The organism is Sphingopyxis sp., assembly GCF_035944815.1.
GTDB lineage: Bacteria > Pseudomonadota > Alphaproteobacteria > Sphingomonadales > Sphingomonadaceae > Sphingopyxis.
This window is the reverse complement of record NZ_DASZAU010000008.1, coordinates 29210-45134: the sequence shown is the minus strand read 5'-3', so window position 1 is coordinate 45134 and position 15925 is coordinate 29210. Positions and strand designations below refer to the sequence as shown.

Genomic DNA, 15925 nt, shown 5'->3' with positions numbered 1-15925 from the left:
ATTCCTATAATGCAATACCAATGGCGCTGTGATGCGCTTAGCGTGTTGTCATGAGCAGCATTCAACTCGATGCCCGCCGGCGCGCGCATGTCTTTGCCGAGCTGGAATCGCGGGCGTTCGACCTGGCGGTGATCGGCGGCGGGATCACCGGCGCGGGGATCGCGCGCGATGCGGCGATGCGCGGGCTGTCGGTCGCGCTGATCGAGGCGCGCGACTATGCGAGCGGGACGAGCAGCCGAAGCTCGAAGATGATCCACGGCGGGCTGCGATACCTCAGCCAGGGCGATATCGCGCTGGTCAAGGAAGCGGCGTCGGAGCGGCAGGTCGTGCGGCGGATCGCGCCGCATCTGACGACGCTCTCGCCTTTCCTGATCCCGACGACGAATATGGCGATGACCGCGAAATTGCGGACGGGCCTGTGGACCTTCGAAAAGCTCGGCAGCGTGCCCGAGGCCGAGAAGCATGAGGTGATAGGGCTGGCCGAACTGCAACGGCGCGAGCCGCTGATGCGCACCGACAGGCTGAATGGTGCGGTGCTGTACCCCGAATTCCTGACCGACGATGCGCGGCTGGTGCTCGCCAATATCCGCAGCGCGCAGGGTGCGGGCGCGGTGGTGGTCAATCATGCGGCGGCGTCGGAACTGACGGGCGACGGGCTGGTCGCGACGTCGACGCTGGACGACGGCTTGGGCGCGCGGATCAGGGCGAAGCTGGTGGTCAACGCGGCGGGCCCATGGGTCGACAAGGTCCGCGGGCTGGAGGCAGGCGAAAGCGACACGCGCATGTCGATGAGCCGCGGCATCCATCTGGTGCTGCCGCGCGAGCGCTTGCCGATCCATGCAACGATCATCATCCGCGCGCCCGACAAACGCAGCATCTTCGCGGTGCCGCGCGGCGCCTTCACCTACATCGGGACGACCGACGTGTTCCACGATGGCGCCGATTACTGGCCCGCGCCAACGCGGGGCGACATCGATTATCTGCTGCGCGCGACCGAAGCGGCGCTGCGCATCGATCCGATCCGTGACGCCGAGATCGTCTCGCTGTGGTCGGGGGTGCGGCCGCTGATCGCGCAGCCGGGAAAGAAGGCCAACGAGGTGTCGCGCAAGGACGAGATCTGGACCTCGCCCGGTGGGCTCGTGTCGATCGCGGGCGGAAAACTCAGCGCCTATCGCGCGATGGCCGAACGGGTGGTCGATCTGGTCGTCGAGCGGCTGGGGCAGACCGCCCTGCCCTGTTCGACCGCCGATGCACCGCTGCCCGGCGGATCGCGCGGCGTCGGCGACGGGCTGAACCGCCTCGACCCGCGCGCCGCCGAACGGCTGGCGCGCCTGTACGGCGACGAGGCAAACGAGATTGTCATCGCGGGCGGCGACATCGCCGCCGAGGCCGCGCGTGCGGTGACGCACGAAGGTGCAGCAACGCTGGAGGATTATTGGGTCCGCCGCAGCGCACGTGCCTGGTTCGACGAGGGTGCCGGCCTTGCCGCGCTCGTGCCGGCCGCCGAGGCGATGGGCGCGTTGCTCGGCTGGGATGACGCCATGACGGCGGCGCAGATCGCGCATTGCCGACAGATCAACGAGGAAAGCCGCAGGCTTTTGGGAGAGTGAGATGAGTTCGATAACCGAAGCCCTTGCCAGCGCCCTCGGCGCAGACCGCGTCGCAAGCGACGCCGATGCGCTGCACGCGCGGCGTTACGACCAGTGGGCGGTCAAGCATCTGCGCGACTGGCGCGGCGAGACGGTGCCCGCGCCGGGATGCGTGGTGCGGCCGCAGTCGGTGGAGGACGTGCAGAAGGTCGTGCGCCTTGCCGCCGAGAAGCGCGTGCCGCTGATCCCATTCGGCCTTGGCAGCGGCGTGTGCGGCGGGATCGAGCCGACGCCCGACGCCATCCTGCTCGACATGAGTTCGATGAACCGGGTGCGCTATATCGACAGTGACGATCTGCTCGCGAGCTTCGATGCTGGTTTGAACGGTATGGAGGCCGAGGAAGCCGTCGCGGCGCACGGGCTGACGATCGGCCACTGGCCGCAGTCGATCGCGATCAGCAGCGTCGGCGGCTGGGTCGCGACGCGCGCCTCGGGACAATTCTCGACCGCCTATGGCAATATCGAGGACATCATCCATTCGATCGAGGCGGTGCTGCCGAACGGCGAACTGGTGACGCTGGGCAAGGCGGTGCGCGCGGCGGCGGGGCCGGATTTGCGGCATCTGCTGATGGGCGCCGAAGGAACCATGGGGGTGATCACCGGCGTAACCTTTTCGCTGCGCGCCAAAGCGCCGCACCGCGATTACAGCATCTTCTATGCGACCGACATGCGCGTCGGGTTCGAGGCGCAGCGGCAGATCGTCCGCGCCGACTGGCGCCCGCCGGTGATGCGCCAGTATGACGGGCGCGAGGTGCGGCGGCTGTTCCGCGACTATGAGCGCGATGGCAAGGCGATGCTGCTGATGGTCCATGAAGGACCCAAGACGCGGGTCGAGGCCGAGCTGGCGGCGATGCACGAGATTTGCGGTGCGGCCGGCCTCGAAGCGGGCGACCCGATGGCGGCAAAGCAGTGGATCGAAAAGCGCAACCACGTGCCGAGCTGGCGCGACATGTTCGAGCGCGGCTATGTCGCCGACACGGTCGAGATTTCGGGGCGGTGGAGCGAGATCGGCGCGATCTATGACGACAGCATCGCGGCGCTCAATGAAATTCCGGGCGTGATCAATGCGTCGGCGCACAGCAGCCACGTCTATCGATCGGGCATCAACCTCTATTTCAGTTTCGCCGCGACCTTCGAGGACAGCGCGAAGATGGAGCCCGCCTATTTCGCCGGCTGGCGCGCGATCATGGAAGCGACCGCGAAGCATGGCGGCGGGGTCGCGCACCATCATGGCGCGGGGCGGTTGCGGAAGCCGTACCTTCACCACGACCTCGGCGAGAGCGGCGTTGCCTTGCTGCGGCGGGTGAAGCAGGCTCTCGATCCGGAGGGGATCATGAACCCGGGCAACCTCATCCCTGATGCCTGAGCTTTTGCTCGCGCTCGACGCGGGCACGACGGGTGCCCGCGCCATGCTGGTCGATCCGGCAGGCGCGGTGCTGGGCGTCGACAAAAGGCCGATCGCGAGCCGCTTTCCTGCCCCCGGACTGGTGGAACAGGATGCTGCCGAAGTCTGGAGCATCTGCCGCGCGGTGATTGACGGGGCGCTGGCGGCTGCCGGACGCAGCATCGCCGATGTCGCGGCGATCGGAGTGACGACGCAGCGCGCGAGCATCGTCCTGTGGGACCGCGCCACCGGCGAGCCCGTCGCGCCGATGCTGGTCTGGAGCGACCTGCGCGGGATCGACGAATATAAGAAGCTGCGCGCGGCGGGGTTCATCAGCTGGCCGCAAGTGCCATCGGCGAAGCTGCCCGCGGCGATTGCGCTGTCGGGGCGCGATCCCCGCGACCTGCAATGGGGAACGCTCGATAGCTGGCTGACCTTCAAGCTGAGCGGCGCGCATGTCACCGATGCCTCGGCGGCGTGGCTGACGGGCTATTATGATTATGCGTCGGGCAGCGGATGGGACGCGGCCTTGCTCGCGCACCAGCACCTGCCCACGACGATGTTTCCGGCACAAGTCGAAAGCTGGGGCGCGATTGCGGAGAGCGACCCGGCGGTGCTCGGCGCGCGCGTGCCGATCACTGCACTGATCGCCGATCAGGAGGCCGCGATGGTCGCGCATGGCGCGCTGGAGCGCGGCGACTGGAAGGCCACCTATGGCACGTCGGGCGTGCTGATGGCGGGGACGGGCGCGACGCCCGAGACGATCCATAGCAGCATGCCCGCCGAGGCGCTGGCCTTTGCGGGCGGCAAGCCACGTTTTTGCATCGAGGGGATGGTGATCACCACCGGCTCGATGATCGAATGGCTGTGCGGCGGGCTGGGGCTGTTTGCATCGCCTGCGGCGCTGGAAGCAGCGGCGGCTTTGGTGCCCGACGCGGGGAATGTAGTGGTGCGGCCGTCGCTCGCCGGCATGGGCGCGCCGCACGGACAGTTCGAGGCGCGCGGGCTGATCGCGGGGCTGAGCTTTGCCGACGGACCGGGACAGGTCGCGCGTGCGGCGTTGCAGGGCATCGCCTTTCGCTTTCGCGAGATTGCCGAGGTGATTGCGGCGGCTTTGCCGGTGCCCGAGGCGCTGCCCGTCGCGGGCGGATTGTCAGCGAGCGATACGCTGATGCAGTTGCAGGCCGATGCGTTGCAGCGACCAGTGCGGCGGCATGCGGTGCGCGAGGCGAGCGCCTATGGCGCGGCGCTGGCCGCGGGCATGGGCGTCGGGCTCTTCGGCGAGAGCGATTTGAAGCGGCTGGCGCGATACGACGCCGAGTTTGTGCCGAAAGTGTCGCGCGATGAGGCCGATGCCGCGTTTGTCCGCTGGCGGGATGCCGTCGCGCCGTGATGCGTTCAGGCGCTGCCGGCGACCTCGCTCCAGAGGCCGCGCACGATATCGCGCATGCGCTGCGCTTTGTCCCAGCGGTCCGTGAGTTCGCTGCCGTCGGGGGCAGTGATCGCATAGGGCGGCGGACCGAGTTCGCACATGAAGGTCAGCGCGTCGTCGCCCCGCGCCTGTTCGAGCCACAGTTCGAAGCCGCGGCGCCACCAGGCGATATGCTGGTCGAGCCAGGCCTGATGCTGCGGCGCGCCGAGCGCGACCTGCACCTGATGCGTCGTCGACACGCGGCCGTGGAAATTATGGCTGCCCTGCAGGATCGTCTCGATCGCGGCGAGCTGGTCGGGGCGAAGCGGCAGCTCCATCTCGCCCGCGACGGGATAGTGCGAGAGGTCGGCGGTGAGCGGCAGGCCGGGGCGCTCCTCGAGCAATTGCAGCGTGAAGAGCAGGTCGTTTGTCAGGCGGCCGCGGTGCGTTTCGAACCAGACCGGAAGCGGCGCGTCCTTCGCCGCGGCGACGAGGCTGTCGATCAGGCGCAGCGCGGCGCGGAAATCGGCAGTCGGGCCGGCGATCTGGACGTTGAGGTGATGCGCGCCGAGCCGCTGCGCCTCGCCGATCCAGTGGGTGAGCTGAGCCGCATCATGGACGAGCACCTGCCCCTCCCATGCGAGGCCGCGCGGGTTCATGGTGCGCGCGACACCGTCGGTACGCGCGGTGCGCGCGAGGTTGACGCCGACGCCGTCGAAGCCCGCGGCGACGACTTCGGCGAGCGCGTCGTCGAGGCGGTTTTCGATGTCGAAACCGGGGCATTTGTCGAGGCCCCAGACCGACTGGAGAACGAGCAATTCGGGCAAGGCCTTTCCTTTCAGACAACGCTGTCATATCGTGCCGGGAGAGGGAGTCAATCGGCTTTGCAGGAACAGGAAACCCTCGTCATGCCGGGCTTGACCCGGCATCCCGCTTATTTCCTCAACGGATGAAGCGGGACCCCGGATCAAGTCCGGGGTGACGAAGAGGGAAGTATTGAGAGAGAGGATGAGATGACGACCGCAGCCCCCGCCCGCCGCCCCGCCCGCCGTCCCGCCCGTGTCGCCGGCGTACCGCCGCTATGCGCTGACGGTGCTGCTCATCATCTATATCCTGAACTTCCTCGACCGGCAGATCGTCTCGATCCTCGCCGAGCCGATCAAGAACGAGCTGCATCTGGCCGACTGGCAGCTCGGGGTAATGACCGGCCTCGCTTTCGCGCTTTTCTATACCGTGCTCGGTATCCCGATCGCACGCTTTGCCGAGACGGGCGACCGGCCGCGGATCATCGCGGCGGCGGCGGGGCTGTGGAGCATATTCACCGTCGCGTGCGGTTTTGCACAGAATTTCGTCCAGCTCGTGCTGTGCCGGATCGGCGTCGGCATCGGCGAAGCGGGGTGTACGCCGCCCGCGCATTCGCTGATCACCGACTATACGCCGAAGGAGAAGCGCGCCTCCGCGCTCGCCTTCTATTCGCTCGGTATTCCCTTGGGCGGGCTGCTCGGCCTCGCGATGGGCGGGCTGATCGCCGATGCTTATGGGTGGCGCACGGCGTTTCTCGTCGCGGGCGCGCCGGGGGTGCTGATGGCGCTGATCGCATGGGCGACGCTAAAGGAACCGCGGCGACAGCAGATGAATGCCGATCTGGCAGCGCTAAAAGCGTCGCGACCCGATTTCAAAACCGCGATGGCCGAGATCCGCGGCAAGCGTACCTTCTGGCTGATCGCCTTTGCCGCGGCGATCAAGGCGTTCATCGGCTATGGCGCCGCCGCCTTCCTCGCGCCCTTCTTCTTCCGCAACCATGCCGACGAGCTGACGGTGATCGCCGGCGATTTCGGGCTGGGGCTGACGGGGTTTCTCGGCGTCGCGCTCGGCATCGTGCTAGGGCTGACTGGCGCGCTCGGCACATGGATGGGCGGGCAGCTTGCTGACAAATATGGCGCGCGTGACCTGCGCGCCTATGTCGCGATCCCGGCGGTTTCGACCTTCCTTGGCATCCCTTTCTACATCGCCGGATTGCTGGCCGATTCCGCCGTGTTCGCGCTGATCATGTTCGCCTTTCCGCCGGTGCTCAACACGCTCTGGTACGGGCCGGGCTTTGCAGCTGTGCAGGGGCTGGTGCGGCCGCAGACGCGCGCGACCGCAGTGGCGGTGCTGCTGTTCATTATCAACCTGCTCGGGCTGGGCCTCGGGCCGCTCGGGGTCGGTGCGGTCAGCGATTTCCTCTCCGGGCCAATGGGGCTAGGGTCGGCGGAGGGCGTGCGCTGGTCGCTGATGATCTTCATCCTGTTCGGCGCGCTCGCCTCGGCGCTGTTCTGGATGGCGCGCAAAACGATCCGTGAGGAGATGGTCAGTTGAGTATCGCCAGCATCGCCCTGCCCCGCATTTTCCGCATCGGCGGCGGCGCGTCGAAACAATTGCCCGAGGTGCTGGCGTCGCTGGGGCTGTCGCGGCCGCTGATCGTGACCGACGGATATCTGGTGAGCAGCGGGCGCGTGGCCGAATTGACCGACGGGCTGGCGGCGGCGGGGATCGCAGCGCGCATATTCGCCGAGACGGTGCCCGACCCGACGGTGGCGTCGGTCGATGCAGGCGTAGCGTATCTGTTGGAGGGCGATCACGACTGCGTCGTCGGCTTCGGCGGGGGCAGCCCGCTCGACAGCGCGAAGGCGATTGCCTTGCTCGCCCGGTTCGGCGGGGCGATGGCCGATTACAAGGCGCCGCATGTGCAGGATGCGCCGGGGCTGCCGGTGATCGCGATCCCGACCACCGCGGGCACGGGGTCGGAGGCGACGCGCTTCACGATCATCACCGACGAGACGACCGACGAGAAGATGCTGTGCCCGGGACTCGCTTACCTGCCGGTCGCGGCGCTCGTCGATTATGAGCTGACCTTCACCAAGCCCAAAAGGCTCACCGCCGACACGGGCATCGACTCGCTGGTCCACGCGATCGAGGCCTATGTGTCGAAACGCGCCAACCCGTTCAGCGACGGCATGGCCTTGCTCGCGATGCGCGCGCTGGCGCCGAATTTGCGCCGCGTGTGCAGTGACCCGATGGACGCCGCGGCGCGCGAGGCGATGATGCTGGGCGCGACGCAGGCGGGGATCGCCTTTTCGAACAGCTCGGTCGCGCTGGTGCACGGGATGAGCCGGCCGATCGGCGCGCATTTCCATGTCCCGCACGGGCTGTCGAACGCGATGCTGCTGCCCGCCGTGACCGCCTGGTCGGCGCCCGCGGCGCTGCACCGCTATGGCGATTGCGCGCGGGCGATGGGGGTGGCGGACGAGGCCGAGGGCGATCAGTCGGCGGTGGCGCGGTTGCTCGACGAGCTGGCGGCGCTCAACCGCGAGCTCGAGGTGCCGGGGCCGGCGGCGTGGGGGATCGACGCGGCGCGCTGGGACGCGCTGGTGCCGACGATGTGCGCGCAGGCGGCGGCGTCCGGCTCGCCCGCGAACAATCCGCGCGTGCCCGATGCGGAGGAGATGGCGATGCTCTATGCGCAGGTCTGGGCCAGCTAAGACCTTTTGTTCATCGACAGGCGAGCCGCTTCCTGCTTAAGCGCGCTCGCCCCGTCTCCCTCTCTCCTACGTCTCATCGAGGAGGCGGGGCATCCCCATAACACGACGTCACCCCGGACTTGATCCGGGGTCCCGCTCAGCGACGTTGAAAGCGGGACCCCGGATCAAGTCCGGGGTGACGAAAGGTAGACAGTCGGTGTTCAGACCTCCAGCGGCCCGTGCGTCATCTTCGGCAGCACGTGGCGCGCGAAGAGGTCGGCCTCCGCCGCATGCGGATAGCCCGAGAGGATGAACGCCTCGATGCCCATATCCTGATAGCGGTTCAGCTTCGCGAGCACCTGATCGGGGTCGCCCACGATCGCGGCGCCGCAGCCCGAGCGGGCGCGGCCGACGCCCGTCCAGAGATTGTCCTCGACATAACCGTCGTCGGACGCGGCTTCGCGCAAGGCAACCTGCGCGTTGACGCCGAAACTTTGCGAATCCAGTGACTTGGCCTTGATCTCGGCGCCCTTGGCGGCGTCGAGCTTCGACAGCAGGCGGTCGGCGGCGGTGCGCGCTTCGCTTTCGGTATCGCGCACGATCATATGCGCGCGGTAGCCGAATTTGAGCGTGCGGCCATAAGCGGCGGCACGCTTGGTCATGTCGGCGATGATCTCCTTCACCACCTCTTCGCGATCGGGCCACATCAGGAAGACATCGCAGCCCTTGGCGGCGGCGTCGCGCGCGGCGGGCGAGAGGCCGCCGAAATAGAGCGGCGGCGCCTTGCCCGAGACGGTGCCGACGCGCGCGGGCGCCACCTGCAGCTTCCAGAACTCGCCGTCATGGTCGAGTGCCTCGCCATTGAGCAGGGTTTTCAAAATATGCATCGCCTCGACCGTGCGGCGATAGCGCGGTTCGGACTCCATCGTCTCGCCGGGCATGTCCGAGGAGATGATGTTGACGGTCAGGCGCCCGCCGAGGATCTGGTCGATCGTCGCGATCTGGCGCGCGAGTTGCGGCGGCCAGCTTTCGCCGATACGCACCGCCATCAGCAGGCGGATATTCTTGACCATCGTCGCGATCGCCGCCGCAAAGGCGGTGGTGTCGATGCCGAGCGCATAGCCCGAGGGGAGCAGGATGTTGTCGAAGCCTTGGCTATCCGCCTGCATCACGATGTCGCGGCAATGCTCCCAGCTCGATTTGAGCATCGGGTCGGGAACGCCGAGGAACTCATAGTCGTCGTCGCAGAGCGCCGAAAACCAGCTGACTTCGCAACTGCGGTCGGTCATGGCAGATTCTCCCCCATCGATGTTTGCAGCACCGCGTACCATTCGGCGCGTGTCCAGCGCGGCGCGAAGGCCTGCGGAATTTCCCTGATGCGATCGACATTCTGCGTGCCGACGATCGGGATCGGGCGCGCGGGATGCGCCATCACCCAGCTGTAGGTCGCGGCGGCGCGCGAAACGCCATATTCGGCTGCCTTCGCGTCGAACAGCCCGGCGACTGCGCGCGTGCGCTCGTCGGCCGGATCGCCGAGCCGGCCGCCGCCGAGCGGCGACCAGGCGAGGAAGCTCATGCCCTCGGCCATCGACTGGTCGAAGATGCCGTCGAAAAGCGGGGCGAGATGGAGCGGCGAAAATTCGCTCTGGTGGCTGACCACCGGGACGGGGAGGAATTTGGCGAGCGCCGCGGTCTGGGCGGGCGTGAAGTTTGAGACGCCGATCGCACCGATCTTGCCCGCGCGGTGCGCATCTTCGAGCGCGCGCGCAATTTCCTGCGGGTGGGTGAGCAAGTCGGGGCGGTGGATCTGCCACAGTTCGACATGGTCGGTGCGCAGGCGTTTCAGCGAGATATCGATCGCGGAAGTCAGGTAGGGCGCGCTGCTATCATAGGGCACACCGAGGATGATCCCGCCCTTGGTCGCGAGCACCATCTTGTCGCGGAGGCCGGGGGCTTCGGCGAAGACGTCGCCGAGCAAAGCCTCGGCCGAACCGAAGCCGCCGGGGGTGTCGCAGCCGTAGATGTCGGCGGTGTCGAACAGCGTGACGCCGGCCTCGAACGCCGCATCGACGCGCGCGCGCGCCGTGGCGACATCGACGCCGGCGAAGCGCCACATGCCCCAGGCGATGGGTGAAACCTCGTGACCGGCGAGCGTCACGTTGGCGGGAGCGGGAAGAAAATCTGACATCGCTGTCATATACTCCATAATCGATCGGGTGGGAAGCGGGTTTGTTCGGATGGCTTCTTAATGGGCGAGGACCGGGCCGGCCTCACCATCCTCCTCTTCATCGACCGCGACGATGCGCGGGAGGATGAGGTGGATCGCGGCGAGCGCGACGAGATAGGTGAAGGCGCAGACGAGCATCATCGGGAGGTACCCCCTGCCCGTGTCGAGCGACCAGCCCGCGAACTCGATCATCGCCATGCCCGACAGATTGCCGGCAAAGGCGCCGATCCCGATCGCCGAGCCGACGATGCGCGCGGGGAAGACGTCGGTGGTGAGGCCGAAGAGATTGGTCGAAAAGCCCTGATGCGCGAAGAGCGCAAGCCCGAGGATCATCGCGGCGACCCAAGCACTGTCGACCCCGACGAGCAAGGGCACGGGCAGGATGAGCAGTGCGTAGATCAGCATCGTCGTCTTGCGCGCCGCGTTCACAGTCCAGCCGCGGCGCCCCATCAGATACGATGGTAGATAACCGCCGGTGATGCCGCCAAGCGCGGCCATGAAATAGACGAACGCGACCGGAAGCCCGAGCGTGCCCTGCGTCAGCCCGAACACGCGGTGGAACAGGTCGGGCATAAAGAAAAGCAGGAACCACCACACCTGATCGGTGAGCGCCTTGCCAAGGATCACTGCCCACTGGCGGCGATCGCGCAGCAGGCTGCTCCACGCGATCTTGGGCGCGGCGGCGTCGCGCGCGGCGTTGGGCTGTTCGGGGATGCGGACCATCAGCCAGACGACGACCCAGACGAGCCCCAGCCCGCCGGCGATCAGGAAGGTGGCCTGCCAGCCCCACATCAGCGCCATCAGCGGGATGAGCAAGGGCGTCAGGATCGCGCCGACATTGGGCGCGATGCCGCCAAGGCCGAGGACGAAACTTCGCTCCTTCGCGTTGAAGTAGGTTGCGGCGGTCTTCACCGCGGCGGGGGTACCGATCGATTCCGCCGCACCGAGCACCGCGCGCGACGCAACGAAACCCGAAACGGTCGAGGCGAAGGCGTGCGCCATGCCCGCAAGACTCCACACACCGACGCCGATCGCGAAACCCCAGCGCAGCCCGACCCTGTCGATGAACCAACCGGTGCCAAGGAAAGCGAGCGCAGCGGCGAACTGGAAGGCCGAGGCCATGTGGCTGTAGTCGCGGTCGGTCCAGTCGAACTCGAGCTGGAGCGTCGGCTTGAGCAGCGCGAGAATCTGGCGGTCGACATAGTTGAGGACGATCGCGACGAAGACGAGCCCCACCACAAGCCAGCGGCGTTTATCGGCGATGTGCGCCAAGATCGTCTCTCCCCGAATCTGTTTGTCGCTCGATGAGATAACGTTGTCATACCGGAATGGACAGCGGTTTTTTATCCGGGTGCGCGCAGGCCGCCGATCGCGTCCCGAAGGACCGCGGCCGACGGCCCGCCTGCCCGTCCTTATGCGTCGATCAGCGCCGGATCCCCATCATCCGCGTCGACGATATTGCCCGACTGACGATCGAACAGCCGGCGATACTGGCCATCGGCGTTCGCGAGCAGCGTTTCATGGTCGCCGTCCTCGATCACCCTCCCCTGATCGAACACGAGGATCCGGTCGAGCGTGCGCACCGTCGACAAGCGGTGCGCGATGACGATCGCGGTGCGGCCCTTCATCAGCCGGTCCATCGCCTGCTGGATCAGCGCCTCGCTTTCCGAATCGAGGCTCGACGTCGCTTCGTCGAGGATCAGGATCGGCGCGTCGGCGAGGAAAGCGCGCGCGAGCGCAACGCGCTGGCGCTCGCCGCCCGACAGCTTGACCCCGCGCTCACCGACGAGCGTCGCATAGCCGCGCGGCAGCCGGACGATGAAGTCGTGCGCGTTGGCGAGCCGCGCCGCCGCCTCGACCTCGGCCCGGCTCGCGTCGGGGCGGGCGTAGGCGATATTGTCGGCGAGGCTGCGGTGGAACAGGATCGGTTCCTGCTGGACGATCGCGATCTGCGCGCGCAGCGACTGCTGCGTCGCGTGCGACACATCCTGCCCGTCGATCGTTACCCGGCCCGCGTTGACGTCGTAGAGGCGCTGGATCAGCTTGACGAAACTCGTCTTGCCCGATCCCGAATGGCCGACGAGGCCGATCCGTTCGCCGCCGCGGATGAGCACGTCGAGCCGCTCGTAGAGCGGGGTTTCGTGTCCGCCATAGCGGAAGGTGACGTCGTCGAAGCGTATCTCGCCGGCACCGATGCGGATCGGTTCGGCGTCGGCGCGGTCCTCGATTCCCAGCGGCTGGTCGTGGAGGTCGACGAGTTCCTCCATCTCGTTCACCGAGCGTTGCAGGTGATGGATGTGAAAGCCGATATCGACGAGATAGCCGTGGACGACGAAATAGCTGGTGAGCACGAAGGTGACGTCGCCCGGGGTCGCGGCGCCGCTCCACCACAGCCAAAGGGCGGTTCCGGTGATCGCGCTGCGCACGACCCAGAGGAGCAGGATCTGCGCACTGCCCGACCAGGTATAGCGCATCCACGTCCGCCGCGTGCGCTTCGCCCATTTGGCGAGCAGCGCCTCGACGCGCGTCTCTTCGCGGTCCTCGGCACCGAAAGCCTTGACGACGGCGTTGGAGCCGATCGCGTCCGACAGGAGCCCGCCGAGCTTCGTGTCCCACGCATTCGACAGCGTCGCGGCGGGCGAGGCCCAGCGCGCAGCGAGCAGGACGGTCATCGCGACATAGAGCGCCGCGCCGATCCCCATCACGAGCCCGAGCACGGGCCAGTGCCAGCCGAGGAGGAGCATTGTGCCGATCAGCACGACCACCGAAGGCAGCAATTGCAGGAGCAGCACGTCGTTGAGCGTGTCGAACGCCCACATGCCGCGCGTGATCTTGCGCACCGTCGAACCGGCGAAGGCGTTGGCGTGCCAGTCGGTCGAGAAGCGCTGGACACGGTGGAAGCTGCCCTGCGTCACGCGCTGCATCATGCGCAGCGTGAAGGGAACGATGCCCGCCCAGGCGAAATGGCGGAGGACCACCATCGCGAGGCCAAGCGCCGCCATCGCGGCGAACAGCGCGAGCGCGCCGTCGCGTCGGTCGGCCGCAAGCGCGTCGATCAGGCGGCCGGCGTACAGCGGCACGAAAATCTCGGTCACCGTCGCGGCGGTGATGAACAGGGCGATGAAGGCGGCGCGTCCGCGCTGCCCCGCCCAGTGACGGAAAGTGAAGTCGAGGACGCGGCGGATCGAATCCGCGCGGCCCTTTTCGGGTGTCGATGTCATATCATGAACCGGCGCCGGGGCGCCGTCTCCAAAGCATTATGTCAGGGGGCGATCGGGTCCGAAAACCGGATCACGGAGGCTTCAGGACCTAGTGGTCGAAGCGCTCGAAGGCGCGAAACCTTCCGGAAGGGCATGCTGCGAACATGAATTTCATTGCGCCCTCCTTTCTTCGCATTGGAACGGCGTTCGGTGTACCGCCCTGAAATATGCTTGGCAAGCCCCTGGTATTTCGATGATTTGGAGCCGGCCCCGGGGGGCCGCTTTCGGTCAGCCTGTGGGCGCCGCGGTCGATCCGCGCACGATCAGTTCGTGCGGCAGCTGGCGGCGCTCGATCGTCTCGCCGAATTCGAGCAGCAGGTCGGCGGCGGCATAGCCCAAATCGCGGATCGGCTGGCGGATCGTCGTCAGCGACGGCCAGACGACCTGCGCGAGATCGGTGTCGTCGAAACCCGCAACCGAGAGCTGGCCGGGCACCGATATGCCCATGCGGTGCGCCGCGGCGAGAACGCCAGCGGCCATTTCGTCGCTGCTCGCGAAGATCGCCGTCGGCGGTTCGGGCAGCGCCAGCAGCGCCTCGGCGGCGGCGATGCCCGACTGGAAATCGAACTGGCCGGGGTGGACGAGCGCGGCATCGAAGCCGATCCCCGCGCGCTGGAGCGCCTGCCGGTAGCCGGTCAGGCGCTGGCCGCTGGCGAAATAATTGGCGTGGCCGGTGACGAGCCCGATGCGGCGATGGCCGAGCGAGATCAGATAGGCCGTCATGTCGTCGGCGGCCTGGACGTTGTCGATGTAAACCGCCGACGTCGCGGTCAGGTCGGTGCCCGGCTGGACGCGCACGACAGGAATCTTGCGGCGGAACAGCTCGGCAAGCGCGGTGCCGACGTCGGTCACCGGCGGGGTCATGATGATGCCGTCGAGCTGCGCCTGATCGATCAGCGCGCCGATATCGTCGACGAGGCCGGGCGAATTGATGTCGCACGGCTGGATGATCATGCGGAAATTGGCTTCGCGGCAGCGCTGTCCGACGCCTGCCTGCATGTTGAAGATATAATAGGGGCTGGGGTTGTCATGGATCAGCCCGATCTGGAACGAGCGCCGCCCGGCGAGCGTGCGCGCAGCAAGGCTCGGGTGATAGTTGAGGCGCGCGACCGCTTCCTCGACCTTTTGCCGCATGTCTTCACTGACATAGCGCTCCTTGTTGAGAACGCGCGACACCGTCTTGATCGACACGCCGGCGACGCGCGAGACATCCTTGATCGTCGCCCGGGTCATGCGCGCAAGCGCTCCGCACCCGGCTGGCAAATTGATGTCACGATCGTGCGTCTCCCCGTTCGGCCTTGCTGACCATCGTTGTCTGCTTAGGCCGGTCGCCCTGCCCTTCGCAAGAGAAGCCTTGCGCGGCCGCCCATGCTGACGATATGGCGCGACTCTATGACAGCGTTGGACAGAAACGATTTGACCGCGATGCGCCATGCGCACTGGAACAATCTGCCGAGCGGCGGCGACCTGTTCGGCGAATTGCACCTCGCGCAGACCGCCGCCGGTACCGCGCCGAAGGGCAGCCTCTTCCCCGGCCTTGCCGCCTGTGCGACCGCATCGGCGGCGGCGGCGTGGCTGTCGGATCATTATGGCATGCCGATCATCCTGCTCGGCCTGCTCGTCGGCCTCGCCCTCAATTTCATTTCGGCGAACGAGGCCACGCATCGCGGGCTCGACTTTGCGTCGCGCAGCTTCCTGCGCATCGGGATCGTCATACTCGGGCTGCAGGTCACTTTCATGCAGATCGCGGTGCTAGGGCCAGTGCCCTTCGTGGCGCTGATCGTCATCATGACGCTGACGATGGGCGCGGGCTTCCTGGGCGCGCGCCTGTCGGGGCAGACGCCCTATGCCGGACTGCTCGCGGGCGGCGCGACGGCAATTTGCGGCGCAAGTGCGGCGCTTGCGCTCTATGGAGTCATCGGCAAGCAGCGGCTGTCGCAGGCGCAATTCGCATTGACGCTGGTCGGTGTCTCGCTCGCGAGCGCGCTCGCGATGACGCTCTACCCCCTGTTCGCCGCGCGTTTGGGCCTGAGCGATGCGGAGGCGGGTTTCCTGATCGGCGCGTCGGTTCACGACGTCGCGCAGGCGATCGGCGGCGGCTATGCCTTTTCGGACGCGGCGGGGGCGAGCGCGACGATCGTCAAGCTGGCGCGCGTCGCGCTGCTCGCGCCGGTGGTGGCGCTCGTCGGGCTGCTGCTGAAGCCCGAGGACGGCGGCGATAAACAGATCTGGCGCCGCCTCGCCCTGCCCTGGTTCATCATTGCCTTCTTTGCGATGGTGACACTGAACAGCGTCGCGCCGATCCCCGAAGCGGTGCGCGGCGCCGCGCTCACCGGATCGAAGGCGATGCTGCTGCTGGCGGTGACGGCGACCGCGATGCGCACGCGCATGGACCTGTTGCTCGAAATGGGATGGCGCGCGGCGGTGCCGGTCGCGACGGCGACGGCGGCGAGCTTTGCCGCCGCGCTGCTGTTCGCCTTCTGGATCGTCTGAC

Annotated in this window: 12 protein-coding genes; 6 read left to right on the top strand and 6 right to left on the bottom strand. The window is 67.2% G+C overall.

Going from position 1 to position 15925, the window contains the following annotated elements; genetic code table 11:
• Positions 1–50: 50 nt before the first annotated feature.
• The 3 genes from VGU00_RS10820 to VGU00_RS10810 are packed head-to-tail and all read left to right on the top strand — an operon-like array spanning position 51 to position 4426.
• Positions 51–1610: a glycerol-3-phosphate dehydrogenase/oxidase gene (locus VGU00_RS10820; protein WP_327468346.1), complete on the top strand. Its 1560-nt coding sequence runs from the start codon at positions 51–53 to the stop codon at positions 1608–1610.
• A gap of 1 nt (position 1611) precedes the next feature.
• Positions 1612–3015 (top strand): FAD-binding oxidoreductase, encoded by a 1404-nt coding sequence (locus VGU00_RS10815; protein ID WP_327468344.1) that lies wholly within the window; start codon positions 1612–1614, stop codon positions 3013–3015.
• Positions 3008–4426, top strand: a complete 1419-nt coding sequence (locus VGU00_RS10810) for an FGGY family carbohydrate kinase (RefSeq protein ID WP_327468342.1) — start codon at positions 3008–3010, stop codon at positions 4424–4426. The genes VGU00_RS10815 and VGU00_RS10810 overlap by 8 nt, the downstream gene beginning before the upstream one ends.
• Before the next feature lie 5 nt (positions 4427–4431).
• Here VGU00_RS10810 and VGU00_RS10805 read toward each other — a convergent pair whose 3' ends face one another.
• Positions 4432–5271, bottom strand: coding sequence for a hypothetical protein (locus tag VGU00_RS10805; RefSeq protein ID WP_327468340.1), 840 nt, complete (start codon positions 5269–5271; stop codon positions 4432–4434).
• A 232-nt stretch (positions 5272–5503) separates the two neighbouring features.
• On the opposite strand from VGU00_RS10805, the gene VGU00_RS10800 reads away from it, so the two are divergent.
• Together VGU00_RS10800 and VGU00_RS10795 are read left to right on the top strand one after the other, a co-directional pair.
• Complete coding sequence (locus VGU00_RS10800; protein ID WP_327468338.1) at positions 5504–6802, top strand: MFS transporter; 1299 nt, start codon at positions 5504–5506, stop codon at positions 6800–6802.
• Positions 6799–7965 carry an iron-containing alcohol dehydrogenase gene (locus tag VGU00_RS10795; RefSeq protein ID WP_327468336.1) on the top strand — a complete coding sequence of 389 codons (1167 nt, stop codon included), beginning with the start codon at positions 6799–6801 and terminating at the stop codon, positions 7963–7965. Before VGU00_RS10800 ends, VGU00_RS10795 begins: the two co-directional genes overlap by 4 nt.
• Before the next feature lie 200 nt (positions 7966–8165).
• On the opposite strand, the gene VGU00_RS10790 is transcribed toward VGU00_RS10795, so the two are convergent.
• The 5 genes from VGU00_RS10790 to VGU00_RS10770 form a co-directional block, all read right to left on the bottom strand.
• Positions 8166–9233 (bottom strand): LLM class flavin-dependent oxidoreductase, encoded by a 1068-nt coding sequence (locus tag VGU00_RS10790; protein WP_327468334.1) that lies wholly within the window; start codon positions 9231–9233, stop codon positions 8166–8168.
• A complete protein-coding gene (locus tag VGU00_RS10785) occupies positions 9230–10132 on the bottom strand; it encodes an aldo/keto reductase (protein WP_327468332.1) in 903 nt (300 codons plus the stop codon). The genes VGU00_RS10790 and VGU00_RS10785 overlap by 4 nt, the downstream gene beginning before the upstream one ends.
• Positions 10133–10189: 57 nt before the next feature.
• The gene (locus tag VGU00_RS10780) at positions 10190–11443 is read right to left on the bottom strand and encodes an MFS transporter (protein ID WP_327468330.1); all 1254 of its coding nucleotides are present in this window, start codon (positions 11441–11443) and stop codon (positions 10190–10192) included.
• A gap of 140 nt (positions 11444–11583) precedes the next feature.
• The gene (locus VGU00_RS10775) at positions 11584–13392 is read right to left on the bottom strand and encodes an ABC transporter ATP-binding protein (protein ID WP_327468329.1); all 1809 of its coding nucleotides are present in this window, start codon (positions 13390–13392) and stop codon (positions 11584–11586) included.
• Positions 13393–13659: 267 nt separating this feature from the next.
• On the bottom strand, positions 13660–14664 hold the full coding sequence (locus VGU00_RS10770) for a LacI family DNA-binding transcriptional regulator (protein ID WP_327468327.1): 1005 nt from the start codon (positions 14662–14664) through the stop codon (positions 13660–13662).
• Positions 14665–14856: 192 nt separating this feature from the next.
• Between VGU00_RS10770 and VGU00_RS10765 the strand changes: the two genes are divergently transcribed.
• Positions 14857–15924 carry a YeiH family protein gene (locus VGU00_RS10765; RefSeq protein WP_327468368.1) on the top strand — a complete coding sequence of 356 codons (1068 nt, stop codon included), beginning with the start codon at positions 14857–14859 and terminating at the stop codon, positions 15922–15924.
• The last annotated feature ends 1 nt before the right edge of the window (position 15925 follow it).

Bases quoted from the DNA above. Each gene is read 5' to 3' on its own strand.
- VGU00_RS10820 (WP_327468346.1), top strand. From the start codon at position 51: ATGAGCAGCATTCAACTCGATGCCCGCCGGCGCGCGCATGTCTTTGCC.
- VGU00_RS10815 (WP_327468344.1), top strand. From the start codon at position 1,612: ATGAGTTCGATAACCGAAGCCCTTGCCAGCGCCCTCGGCGCAGACCGC.
- VGU00_RS10810 (WP_327468342.1), top strand. From the start codon at position 3,008: ATGCCTGAGCTTTTGCTCGCGCTCGACGCGGGCACGACGGGTGCCCGC.
- VGU00_RS10790 (WP_327468334.1), bottom strand. From the start codon at position 9,233: ATGACCGACCGCAGTTGCGAAGTCAGCTGGTTTTCGGCGCTCTGCGAC.
- VGU00_RS10785 (WP_327468332.1), bottom strand. From the start codon at position 10,132: ATGTCAGATTTTCTTCCCGCTCCCGCCAACGTGACGCTCGCCGGTCAC.
- VGU00_RS10775 (WP_327468329.1), bottom strand. From the start codon at position 13,392: ATGACATCGACACCCGAAAAGGGCCGCGCGGATTCGATCCGCCGCGTC.
- VGU00_RS10770 (WP_327468327.1), bottom strand. From the start codon at position 14,664: ATGACCCGGGCGACGATCAAGGATGTCTCGCGCGTCGCCGGCGTGTCG.
- VGU00_RS10765 (WP_327468368.1), top strand. From the start codon at position 14,857: ATGCGCCATGCGCACTGGAACAATCTGCCGAGCGGCGGCGACCTGTTC.